General features: G+C 59.0%; 10 protein-coding genes. 6 read left to right on the top strand and 4 right to left on the bottom strand.

What is annotated here, in order from left to right:
* Positions 1 to 2,622: autotransporter domain-containing protein (locus FHW16_RS01865; RefSeq protein ID WP_182547467.1), on the top strand; the 2,622-nt coding region annotated here is incomplete at its 5' end.
* 81 nt (positions 2,623 to 2,703) lie between these two features.
* Here FHW16_RS01865 and FHW16_RS01860 read toward each other — a convergent pair.
* Positions 2,704 to 3,756 carry a YdcF family protein gene (locus tag FHW16_RS01860; protein WP_182547466.1) on the bottom strand — a complete coding sequence of 351 codons (1,053 nt, stop codon included), beginning with the start codon at positions 3,754 to 3,756 and terminating at the stop codon, positions 2,704 to 2,706.
* Positions 3,757 to 3,922: 166 nt separating this feature from the next.
* Between FHW16_RS01860 and FHW16_RS01855 the strand changes: the two genes are divergently transcribed.
* Positions 3,923 to 4,213, top strand: coding sequence for a YciI family protein (locus FHW16_RS01855; RefSeq protein ID WP_182547465.1), 291 nt, complete (start codon positions 3,923 to 3,925; stop codon positions 4,211 to 4,213).
* Here FHW16_RS01855 and FHW16_RS01850 read toward each other — a convergent pair whose 3' ends face one another.
* Genes FHW16_RS01850 through FHW16_RS01840 form a run of 3 tightly spaced genes read right to left on the bottom strand, consistent with a single transcriptional unit; the run spans position 4,214 to position 7,538 of the window.
* Positions 4,214 to 4,759 carry a DUF1254 domain-containing protein gene (locus FHW16_RS01850; RefSeq protein ID WP_182547464.1) on the bottom strand — a complete coding sequence of 182 codons (546 nt, stop codon included), beginning with the start codon at positions 4,757 to 4,759 and terminating at the stop codon, positions 4,214 to 4,216.
* Entirely contained in the window at positions 4,752 to 5,336 is a 585-nt protein-coding gene (locus tag FHW16_RS01845; RefSeq protein ID WP_182547463.1) for a DUF1214 domain-containing protein, read from the bottom strand. The genes FHW16_RS01850 and FHW16_RS01845 overlap by 8 nt, the downstream gene beginning before the upstream one ends.
* A 48-nt stretch (positions 5,337 to 5,384) precedes the next feature.
* Positions 5,385 to 7,538: a transglycosylase domain-containing protein gene (locus FHW16_RS01840; RefSeq protein WP_432651985.1), complete on the bottom strand. Its 2,154-nt coding sequence runs from the start codon at positions 7,536 to 7,538 to the stop codon at positions 5,385 to 5,387.
* Between the two features lie 277 nt (positions 7,539 to 7,815).
* Here FHW16_RS01840 and FHW16_RS01835 point away from each other — a divergent pair, with 277 nt between their 5' ends.
* The 4 genes from FHW16_RS01835 (at position 7,816) to FHW16_RS01820 (ending at position 11,820) form a co-directional block, all read left to right on the top strand.
* On the top strand, positions 7,816 to 8,448 hold the full coding sequence (locus FHW16_RS01835) for a LysE family translocator (protein WP_182547462.1): 633 nt from the start codon (positions 7,816 to 7,818) through the stop codon (positions 8,446 to 8,448).
* Between the two features lie 228 nt (positions 8,449 to 8,676).
* On the top strand, positions 8,677 to 9,084 hold the full coding sequence (locus FHW16_RS01830; RefSeq protein ID WP_182547461.1) for a hypothetical protein: 408 nt from the start codon (positions 8,677 to 8,679) through the stop codon (positions 9,082 to 9,084).
* A complete protein-coding gene (locus tag FHW16_RS01825; protein ID WP_246711652.1) occupies positions 9,029 to 10,303 on the top strand; it encodes a DNA-packaging protein in 1,275 nt (424 codons plus the stop codon). Before FHW16_RS01830 ends, FHW16_RS01825 begins: the two co-directional genes overlap by 56 nt.
* A 353-nt stretch (positions 10,304 to 10,656) precedes the next feature.
* Positions 10,657 to 11,820, top strand: coding sequence for a phage portal protein (locus FHW16_RS01820; RefSeq protein ID WP_182547460.1), 1,164 nt, complete (start codon positions 10,657 to 10,659; stop codon positions 11,818 to 11,820).
* Positions 11,821 to 11,836 lie beyond the last annotated feature (16 nt).

Here is an 11,836-nt window from a genome sequence, read left to right as displayed (position 1 = left end):
ACGGCAGGCATCGTCACCGTCAACAATGGCGGTAAGTTGGAGGTGGAGACCGAAGGCAAGGTGAAGGACGTCACCGTCAACGGCGTGACAGCGTGGAGCGGTGACGCGACCGGTGGCGTTGGCGGTTTTGCATTAATTTTTGATCAGAAAAGCAGAATCGACAAGGGTACCGTCAATCTGGGCGGCTTCTTGGCTGTTGCCGAGGGGGCAACGGCAGGCATCGTCACCGTCAACAATGGCGGTAAGCTGATAGTAACCACCGAAGGCAAGGTCGAGGACGTCACTGTCAACGGCGTGACAGCGTGGAACAGTGAGGGAAAGGGCGGCATTGGCGGTTTTGCAAATATTTTCGGTGAGAAAAGCAGAATCGACAAGGGCACCGTCAATCTGGGCGGCGCGTTGGGTGTTGCCGAGGGGGCAACGGCAGGCACCGTCACCGTCAACAATGGTGGCAAGCTGATAGTAACCACCGAAGGCAAGGTCGAGGACGTCACTGTCAACGGCGTGACAGCGTGGAACAGTGAGGGGAAGGGCGGCATTGGCGGTTTTGCATTAATTTTTGATCAGAAAAGCAGAATCGACAAGGGTACGGTCAATCTTGGCGGCGCGTTGGGTGTTGCCGAGGGGGCAACGGCAGGCACCGTCACCGTCAACAATGGTGGCAAGTTGCTAGTAACCACCGAAGGCAAGGTCGAGGACGTCACTGTCAACGGCGGCATTGCCTATGTCTCTGATCAAGGTGAAATCACCGGCGAAAGCACCGTTGACAATGGCGGCAGATTTGCCGTCCTTGCTGGCGGCAAGGCGGGTAATATCATACTGAACGGTGGTCCATCAGCCGCCAATGACAGCTATGCGCTTGTAGAGGGAGTAGCAGGCGATATCACGATCAACAGAAAGGGTCATCTGTTCGGTTGGGGCACTGTTGGCAATCTGTTGGCCCATGCGGGCGGTGAGGTCTGGACTGGAAATAATGATGTAAATAGCAAACTTGCCACGCTGACGGCTACAGGCGATGCGACGTTCGACAAAGGCAGCATCTTCAACGTGCAGATCGCCAATGACGGCTCGAGCAACAGCAAATTGGCAATCAAGGGTCAGGCAAACCTTCTCGGCGGTGTCGTCAACGTGCGTTCAGAAGGTGTCGACGAAACAACGGGTTTTGCGAGAATATTAAGCGAAGAGCAGGTCAAGAACTTTTTCCAGAAGCGCTTTGACATCCTGACCGCCGAAAAGGGCATAAAAGGAAAATTCGATGATGTTGTGCCGCATTACAATTACATCACCCCCTTGCTTGCCTATACCGACAAAACAGTCAGCCTTGGTTTTGACCTGACCGAGACGGCCAAAACAGAAGCAGCGGATAAGCTTGCAGCCGAACAGGCCGCCGCACTGGCCGAAGCCGAGCACCTCAAAATTGTGGCTCTGGAAGAGCGGGTCAAGAACCTTGTTCTTGTCGATGCGGTCACACTTAATCAGAAGAGCACCGGCCATGCCGTCCTGCAGCTTGGTCTGGGCAACCCGTTACTGCAAACGGTGCTGTTCTCAAAAAAGGGTGAAGTGCTCCATTATGACACTCTGTCCGGCGAGGCGCATGCCAGCCTGCGCGGCACGTTGCTGCAGGATGCCGGGCTGGTCAGCGGAGCAGCGTCTGAGCGGGTACGCGCCGCCTTTGACGGTGTCGCTGTTAAAGCTGCGCCTGTTGCAACGCCGCTTGCCTATGGTCCTGATGCCAGGGGCAAGAACAGGCACAGTGCCGATCAGGCCTTTGATGCAACAACGCCTGCACCGGTTGCCTCAACGGTCGCGCTGTGGGGACAGGCCTATGGCGGTTGGAGCCATGGTTCGAGCGATGGCAATGCCGCCGCCTATAACAGAAACACCGGCGGCATCGTCACCGGGATGGACGGCGTGATTGCCGATACGTGGCGGCTTGGCGTGCTGGCGGGTTATGGCTCGACCTCGCTGCATGGGGCGGGGTCGTCCACCTCCGTCGACAGCTATCAGCTTGGCGTCTATGGCGGCACCAAGATCGATGCGCTACGTTTAAGCCTTGGCACGGTGCTGGCGCATCACGAGATTGATAGCCGCCGCAAGGTGTCGTTCGGCTCGCTTCAGGAGACCGATACCGCCGGTTACAGCGCCAACACCGTTCAGCTCTTCGGTGAAGCCGCCTACCGCATCGATACGCCCTATGCGGCACTCGAACCCTTTGCGGCGGCAGCCTATACCCATCTGAAGACCGATGGCTTCACCGAAACCGGCGGCATCGCAGCCCTGTCGGCGCCATCATCCTCGACGGACCTAACGACGACAACGCTGGGTCTGCGAGCCTCGCGTGCCTTCACCATTGGCAACGCCGCAAGCCTGACGGCGCGCGGCATGGCCGGCTGGCGGCATGCCTATGGCGATGTGACACCGCAAGCACAGTTCGCCTTTGCCAGCGGCGGCGAGAGCTTCGATGTCAACGGTTTGCCCGTTGCTGCCGATGCGGCGCTGGTGGAAGCGGGCCTCGCCTTCGATATCGGCAAGGCCACCACCATCGGCCTGACCTATACCGGTCAGTTCTCAAGCCAGGTCAACGACAACTCAGTCAAAGCCGATCTGACGGTAAGGTTCTGATCTGCGGTTCAGACAAGAACGGCAGGCTGCGCGAGCAGCCTGCCGTTTCCTTGTGAAACACCCGGAGGGTTTTTGAGAGCGCTATTGCTGCAGGCCGGGATAGGCCCACAGGCCGGACACGCGCATCAGGTCGCGATAGATCACCAGCCGCTCATCCGCCGAAACCTTGGCCGCGTCATCCAGCGACGGCGCATCCAGAGCGACCACAGGCACGACATTCGCCCCGATATCATACTGCTTCAGAGCGTCTTCCAGCAGCGTCCGGGCGCGGCGCATGTGGCTGGAACTGGTCACCAGAATGACGCTGTCCGCCGTATGCCGCTTCAAGAGGTTGGCGACATTCAGCACATTGCCGACCGTGTCCTTGGATTTGTCCTCGATCAGGATCCGGTCGCGGTCGACGCCCTTTTCCACCAGCCATTTGGTCATGAGGTCGCCTTCGGTGACACCCGCCTGCGGCTGGCCGCCCGTGACCATGACGCGCGCCGCCGGATTGGCCTGCGCCGCCTTCAGCGTCACATCCAGCCGGTCGAGCAGCGGCTTTTCCATCGTGCCATCCTTGGCCAGCGCATAGCCCAGCGCCACGATCATCACCTTGCCCTGCAGCACGGGTACATCCGCATTGGGTTTTTCCGCGATGATCTGTTCAGCGCGCACGAAGCGCTGGCGATAGGCTTCCGCCTTGTCGCGGGCGAGCCCGGCCAGCGCCTGATGCGCCAGCGCCGCGCCCGTTTCATCATTGCCGACGCGGGCGAGCGCTTCGATCCACGCCTGTGCGTCGAAGGAGGTCGGGTCTTTCGCCAGAATGTCCTCATAGGTGGCGCGCGCCTCGGTCACCTTCTTCTGCAGGATCTGCGAGGAGGCCACGGCGAAGCGGAAATTCAGCTGCTCGGGCGCAAGTTTTGACGCCTCGGCAAAGGATTGCTCCACCACGTCATAGCGGCCATGCAGGGTGATGCCCTTGAAAATCTCGGCTTCCGCCTTTTTGACGTCGCCGCCCGACCAGTAATACTGCATGCCGGTGTCGACCAGGGTTTTGATGCGCTCGGCGTTCTGCGGATCGAAGGCGAGGGCAGGCAACGACACGGAAAGGGCAAGGAGGGCGGTGGTTGCGGCAAGGCTGAAACGTTTCATGGGCGCTTTCTTTGCATGGTTGGAGGTTTTTCCTGCGTGCAGGTTAAACACGGAGCGCGGTTTTGCAATCGCCTGCTATCACCTCTTTTTGACCACGCATCGGTTTTGACCGGGACTTCGCACGTCTATATGACGGGGGTACGATCATCCCTCCCGGAGTCCCCCCATGTATGTCGTCTCGCTGACCTATATCGCCCCGCTCGAACAGCTCGATGCAGCCGCTGTCGAGCATATTGCGTTTCTCGACCGCCATTACGCGACGGGAACCTTTCTCGCATCGGGCCGCAAGGTCCCGCGCACCGGCGGTGTCATTCTTGCCCGCAGCGAGAGCGAGGAGGCGCTGCGCGCCATTCTTGCCGAAGACCCGTTCTGGGTGAAGAAACTGGCAACCTACGACATCCAGCAGTTTGCAGCGACCAAGGCGCAGAAGGGGCTGGAAGGCCTGCTGGACAGATAATCAGAGCAGCGGCGAGCAGTTGGCGCTTTTGAGAAAGGCGTCAACCTGGGCTTTCCACGATTGATCGGGAACAAAGCCGCGCACGACGACAAAACCTTCATCCATATCCGCTTCGATCAGCACGGAATTGGCCGCCGATACGGGCTTGGTCTTGTTGAGCTCGATCATCTGCAAAGGCCGGGCGACGACGAGATCGAGCTGGTCGGCAATGGCTGTGCGGTCATTGATCGAATAGATGTTCTCGCCCTGCCGGTTATAGACCGAAATCGACCAGTAGGGCGCTGTACCGACACCGGTGATATGGGCGGGCAGGTCGGTGATATCGAAGCGGCAGGCGACCGCTTCGAACAGCGGATCCAGCGCCAGCGGTACGGTCTGCTGCGTCGCCTGCCGCACCACGGGATGAAACGCCCAGTCCTCGCCATAATCCGAGATGCGCGACCATGCATTGCGGTCGGAATAGATGGGCACGAGCAGGACAACGGCCACATGGATGATACCGGCGCCGATGAGGCCAAAGAGCAGGGCGCGTACGAACTTACCCATCGCAGCGCACCTTCTTGACCACGGGGAATGTCATGTCGACCAGCCCCGAATTACTGCCGACCGGTGTATCGTACAGCGTCAAGACCAGCACCATGCGGCCATCACCCGTGGTGGCAAGCCAGTTGCCGGATTGAGCCTTGGGTGAGACGCTAACGGTGAACTTGCCGTTTTCGCTGCGGAAAATCTGGCGTGATTGCAGGGCCGGAAGCCGTTCTGCGCCGGGATCGAGCGGAATCAGCGCCAGATCGGCTGCATAGAGCGTCCAGAACCGGGAATTGGGACTGTTGCCGTCAATGCTGTAGGTGCACTGGCGATTGAGGGCCTGTCCCTGATCATCGCGATAGGCGTAGAAGGCGAGGCCTTCGGCACTGCCGAGCGGAAAGGCACCTTCGCGTGCGGCGCGGGCCTTGGCATACGGGTCCGACTGCGGTGTACCGGCATCGGGATACCCGGTCCATTGCCCGACGGTCAGCGTGCCGAAGCCGTCGAAGCGATTCACGGCGTACCATGCGCTCAGCGTACCGCCGCCAACGGCAATCACAAGGGCAATGAGGGCGAGGAGCACATTTCGAAGCATACAGGAGTCACTACACGGGAGCGCTGGTCAGAGGCAAGCGCTGCGCGGTCAAAGCGCAGAGACTTTCGCTGGCAGGACAGGAAGTTTCAATACCGGCGCTTCCTTCAGCGCCTGGCCGATTTCACGCAAGGAGGTGACGGTTGCGTTGGACAGAACGCGCGGACGCTCCGTCGCCTTCAGCGCATCGGCGTCATCGCCCGTTGCGGGTTTCGCCGCCGCCACCTTGTCCTGTTTCGGCATGGTCGGATCAATGCCGGGAATGGGCTTCAGATCGATATTCTGATGAGCATAGTTCATGAAGCGCTGCCATGTCATGGCGGGCAGGATGCCGCCGGTCAGTTCCTTGGTCGGGGTGAAATTGTCATTCCCGAACCAGACGGCGGCGGTGTAATTGCCGGTAAAGCCGACAAACCACGCGTCGCGATAACTCTGGGTGGTGCCTGTCTTGCCCGCGACGCGCGTCATCGGCAGGGCAGCGCGCCGTCCTGTGCCCCATTCCGGCACCTGACTGAGCATGATGTTCATGTTGAACGCCGCCTTTTCGGTGAGTGCGCGGTGCGGCTTGTCCCCATCGGTCTTCCAGTCCCAGAGCACCTTGCCACTCTGGTCTGTCACCTGCGTGAAGGCATGGCGCATGCCGGCAATGCCGCCGGTGGCAAACACATTATAGCCCGTCGCCTGATCCATGACGGTCATGCCCGATGTGCCGAGCACCATGGTCTTGTGCGAACTGATCACCGATTCCACGCCCATGGCTTTCGCCAGCGCCACGATGGGCGCCGTGGTCAGATAATCCTTGGCGAGGCGCACCGGCACCGTATTGATCGATTTGACCAGTGCAGTGGTGAGGTCGATCTGGCCGAGATACTGCCGTGAATAGTTCTGCGGCGACCAGTTGCCCCAGGACACGGCACCGCCCGATATCATGGTCTTGGGCGTCATGCCTTTTTCCATGGCGGCGGCATAGACATAGGGCTTGAACGAGGAGCCCGCCTGACGCAGCGCCGCCGTGGCGCGGTTGAACTGGCTTTCACCATAGTCGCGGCCGCCGACAATGGCGCGAACGGCTCCGTTGTTCTCCAGCACAACGACAGCCGCCTGGGTGACGCGGTATTCCTTGCCGAACTGGCGCAGATGATATTCCGCTGATTCCTCGGCGGCTTTCTGAATGCCGGTGTCGAGCGTAGTGCGTACAACCAAAGTATGAGATGGCAACTTCTGGCCGACGCGGCGGATCTCATCAAAAGCCCAGTCGAGGAAGTAATCGGGGCTCTCCGAGCGGGCGCGATCCACAACCGTTGCGGGATTACGCCTTGCGCCAACCACCTGGCCTTCGGTCATCAGGCCGCCCTGCACGAGATTGCTGAGCACCACATTGGCACGGGCGCGGGCGGCGGGCAGGTTGACATGCGGTGCATATTTGGCCGGTGCCTTGAACAGGCCGGCGAGCATGGCAGCTTCGGCCAGATTCACATCCTTGACGCTCTTGCCGAAATAGAATTCCGACGCGGCCGCAATACCGAATGTGCCGCCGCCCATATAAGCGCGGTCAAGGTAGGTCTGGAGGATTTCCTTCTTGGACAGGTTCGATTCCAGCCAGAGGGCAAGGAAGGCTTCCTTGATCTTGCGATCGATGCTGCGCTCATTGGTCAGGAACAGGTTTTTGGCCAGCTGCTGGGTAATGGTGGAGCCGCCCTGAACCACGGAATTGGCGCGCAGGTTTTCCGTCATGGCACGGGAAAGTCCAAGAAAATCAATGCCGAAATGGTCGAAGAAACGGCGATCCTCGGTGGCCAGAACCGCCTTGATCACATGATCGGGCAATTCGTCGATGGGGACGGCGCTGCGGTGCAGGATACCGCGCTGGCCGATCTCGTTGCCGTAGCGGTCGAGGAACGTGACAGCAAAATCGTCGCGCGTGCGCCAGTTTTTTTCCGTGTCGTGGAAGGCGGGAATGGCAAGCGTCAGCATGACGACGGAACCGGCGGTTCCCCAGGTGAAGCCTTCACTCAGAACTTCCACGACGCCGCGCCGCCAGCCTGACACGTGGAAGCGGCGAAAGAAGATGGTGGTGTCTTCCCAGAATTCGGCGAGGCGGAAACGCAGCTCATAGAGCGACGAATCGATCCAGGCATCAAGTCCAAGCAGAGGCGAGACCTTGAAGCGCTTGCGTTTGTTTTCGGGCCGAGGCTCGTTCATCATGCCAATCTCTTGTCTGCCTGTCGTCCGTCACATCTCGCGCGAAGATATGGTGTAGCCGATTACGCTTAACAGCTTCTTATGATGGCTGTCATAACGTGGGGGCAGTCCATTTCGTCCCTTCCTATCTCAAGGAAAAATTTAACTCTTTTTATTGTCGGGCCACAAGGGGCGCGGCCGCCAACACTGAGATTTGATGGAATCGGACGGAGCCAATTTTCCACTTGCAATTGCTCTTCAATGATGGATTTCTGTGGTTTTTTGATGGGAGCGGAAGAGCATGTCTATTGAACATTGGCTGGCATTTGTTGCAGCGTCGGCAATCCTTCTGGCTATTCCCGGACCGACCATTCTGCTTGTGATTTCCTATGCGCTTGGCCATGGCCGGCGTTTTGCCGCCGCAACCGTGGCGGGTGTGGCGTTGGGTGATTTCACCGCGATGACGGCATCGATGCTTGGGCTTGGCGCTTTGCTTGCCGCCTCTGCTGCGATTTTCACCGTGCTCAAATGGATCGGCGCGGCCTATCTGATTTATCTTGGCATCAAACTTTGGCGTGCCCCGGTCGCGGACACCACCACAAGCGATACGCCCGAGAGCAATGAAAGCGCACTGCGTATCTTCCTGCACACCTATGTGGTAACAGCGCTGAACCCGAAGAGCATCATCTTTTTTGTGGCGTTCCTGCCGCAGTTTCTCGACACGACACGGCCGGTCTTCACACAAATGGTGATCTTCGAGACGACGTTCCTTGTACTCGCTACCCTCAATGCCGGAACCTACGCACTGATGGCGTCGATGGCGCGCCAGACCATTCGCAAGCCGAACGTACAGCGCATCGTCAATCGTACGGGCGGTTCGCTGATGATCGGCGCAGGGTTGGTGGCAATGGGCTGGAAAAAGGCCTCTGCCTGACTATTTCAGCGGTTCAGAGAAAATAATCATATTTAGGAAAATAGTCCTTGACTGCGTGACGGAACTTCTGTAGGTTCTGGTTATCGTCAGAAGTGTGACCGGAAAATTCAACGGTCCGGCGATCTGACCTCCCAAGGATTATCGATGACAGTGATATACGGTGAGCAGTCGCTTTGCCGACGGCATGCCTATGATCTTTGCCGGCACTACGGAATAACCACCGATCAGATGGCACCCGTGTTTGGTATCGGCAAAACGGAGTTTGAACAGCTCGTCCTCGATGACGGACTGACGGTTGAATCTCTTGAGTGTCAGAACACCGAAATTGCTCTTGTTCGCGACCTCATGGATCTTTTGCGTCGGGAGTTGGAACAAATGCAACTGGGAGATGAGGCGGTCCCGGTGAAGACGCGTCTGGACGCATTGGCGCAACTGGCGCGCACCATGGATCGCCTCAGCGATATGCAGCAGAAGCGCGTCGAACAGCAGCGATCCATTCTCATGTTAAGCCCGGAGGAGTTGCGCGAAGCGCTGGTCCGCATCGACGGAAGAATTCATGAACTTGCCCTCTGCCGCGCGGATGAACTGGTGCATCGACAATCTGAGCCCATTGCAGATACAGGCACTGACCCGTGAGTGGATGTTTCAGGGACGGGCGAGCCAGCAACCGCCGCATAAGGATTGGCGTACATGGCTGATCCTTGGTGGGCGCGGGTCCGGCAAGACGCGTGCCGGAGCCGAGTGGGTGAACAGCATCGTGCAGGGGTTTCCACCGTTCAGGCCGCGAAAATTACTCAGTATCGCGCTGGTGGGAGAAACTCTGAACGATGTCCGTGAGGTCATGATCGACGGGCCTTCAGGGATCATGGCGGTATCGCGGACTGAACGCCCGCGTTTTGAAACAACGCGCCGCCGGCTTGTCTGGGCCAATGGTGCGACAGCGGCAATGTTTTCTTCGGAGGATCCCGACAGTTTGCGCGGTCCGCAATTTGATGCAGCCTGGGGTGATGAGCTGGCGAAATGGAAGCATGCGCAGGAAACCTGGGACATGCTGCAATTCGGCCTGCGCCTTGGTGAAAATCCCAAGCAGGTCGTGACAACCACGCCGAAGCCGATCGCCTTGCTCAAGGCATTGATGAGTGATGACGCTGTTCTGGTGAACCGCATGCGAACGGCGGAGAATGAGGCCAATCTCGCCCAGAGCTTCCTGACGCATGTGAACAAGCTTTATGGCGGAACCCGTCTTGGACGGCAGGAACTCAATGGCGAACTGATCGAGGAGCGCCGTGACGCCCTTTGGTCCCGGTCAATGATGGAACAGATTCACAGAGGCGATGTGCCCGAGATGCAAAGGATAGTGGTCGCCATTGATCCTCCGGCCAGTGCAACACGAAAATCCGATGCCTGCGGGATCGTTGCCGCCGGACTCGATGCAGAAGGGACGGGTTGGGTGCTCGCCGATGAAAGCTTCGCACCTGCCAAACCTATCCAGTGGGCGAGATGCGCTGTCGCGCTGTTTCACCGACTGGAGGCTGATTTGGTCGTCGCGGAAATCAATCAGGGCGGCGATATGGTGGCGGCAGTGATTGCCGCAGAAGACAACACCGTTCCGGTGCGCGGTGTGCGGGCCAATCGGGGCAAGGCGCTGCGCGCCGAGCCCATCGCGGCCTTGTATGAACAGGGCAGGATCCGGCATGCGGGCCGGTTTCCGGCACTGGAAGACGAAATGTGCGATTTCACCCATGCAGGCCTGTCAAATGGACGCTCGCCGGATCGCGTCGATGCGCTGGTCTGGGCCTTGAGCGAGCTGATGCTGAAGAAAGAGATCATCCCGCGTATTCGCGTCGTGGGCTAAACCTCGGGTTGCTGGAAAGGCGAGAGTGGGACGCGAGCTTTCGCCCGCGCCCCTTTCGTCAGTTGCCAGCTGAAATGAAAATCATTCTGATTTTCATTTCACGCAAATTCTAAGTTTTGCAGCGTCCTTTACGCGCCTTTGGCGCGCGGCGCTGCATGTCGGGAGGCCCATCTTCCCGATGCACCGGCTGGCTCGGCGCATGCTGCTTCGCACTCAAAACTTGTTCCGCTTCAATACATTGCCGGGTTTTGCAAATCCTTCAACGAATGCAGGGTTGAATCGACGGCGCGAGATGCGGCGCAGGGTTGTCTCCGTGACCTGACCTGCCGCATCAAATAAAGAGAAAGCATCTCATGGCACTTCATTGGCCGTGGCGCAGGCGCGCCGCGAACGAAAATCCGCATCTGCAAACCAAGGGTGCGCAAGGTTTTGTCGCCCTGCAGTTTGACCGCGAAGCACGCTGGTCACAGAGCGGATATGCCGGATTGTCGCGGCAGGGTTTCATGCGCAATCCTGTCGTCTACCGGTGCGTGCGTCTTCTGGCGGAAGCTGCCGCCGCGACGCCCTGGCTGCTCTACGAAGGACGGACAGAACACACGCAACATCCGTTGCTCGATCTCTTGTCACATCCGCATGGCGGCGCCGACGGGGCCAGTCTGTTTGAAACGCTCTATGGCCATCTTCTGCTTTCCGGCAATGCCTATGTGGAACGGGTCAGCAACGGCAACGATGCGAGCGAGTTGCATCTGCTGCGGCCGGATCGGATACGGGTGATCACAGGTGACAATGGTTGGCCGGTAGCACTCTCCTATGGCGTTGGCGCCAGCAAGCGTACCATTCCACTTGACGGTGGACAGGCACTGCATCTCAAACTGTTTCATCCGCTTGATGACCATTACGGGTTTGCGCCACTCGAAGCAGCGCTGATGGCACTTGATATCCACAATGCTTCGGGCGTCTGGAACAAGGCACTGCTCGATAATTCCGCACGGCCATCCGGCGCGCTCGTCTATGCGCCTACAGATACCGCGCGGCTCACGGAAGCTCAGTTCGAGCGGCTCAAGACCGAGCTGGAAGAAGGATACACCGGTGCCGCCAAGGCCGGCCGCCCGTTGCTGCTGGAAGGCGGGCTTGACTGGAAATCCATGGGCCTGTCACCGCGTGACATGGATTTCATTGCCGCGAAGAACGCTGCCAGCCGCGACATCGCACTGGCCTTCGGCATTCCGCCCATGCTGCTCGGTATTCCTGGTGACAACACCTATGCCAACTATGCCGAAGCCAACCGCGCTTTCTATCGCCTGGCGGTGATCCCGCTGATCACCCGCACAGCCAAAGCCATCGGCAACTGGCTCGGGCCGGTCTATGGCGGCGGTCTGCGATTGGAACCGGATTTTGATCGCATTGACGGCTTGTCGATGGAGCGTGACGCCCTCTGGCAGCGCATGTCGGCGGCACCTTTCCTGAGTGACGACGAGAAGAGAGAGGCCGTGGGATACGCCCGCAGGCCGGATTGAATTTTCGGGAGAAAGA

The organism is Phyllobacterium myrsinacearum (genome assembly GCF_014138285.1).
GTDB lineage: Bacteria > Pseudomonadota > Alphaproteobacteria > Rhizobiales > Rhizobiaceae > Phyllobacterium > Phyllobacterium myrsinacearum_A.
Note: the sequence above shows the minus strand (reverse complement) of the source record. Positions and strands in the feature narration are given on the sequence as shown.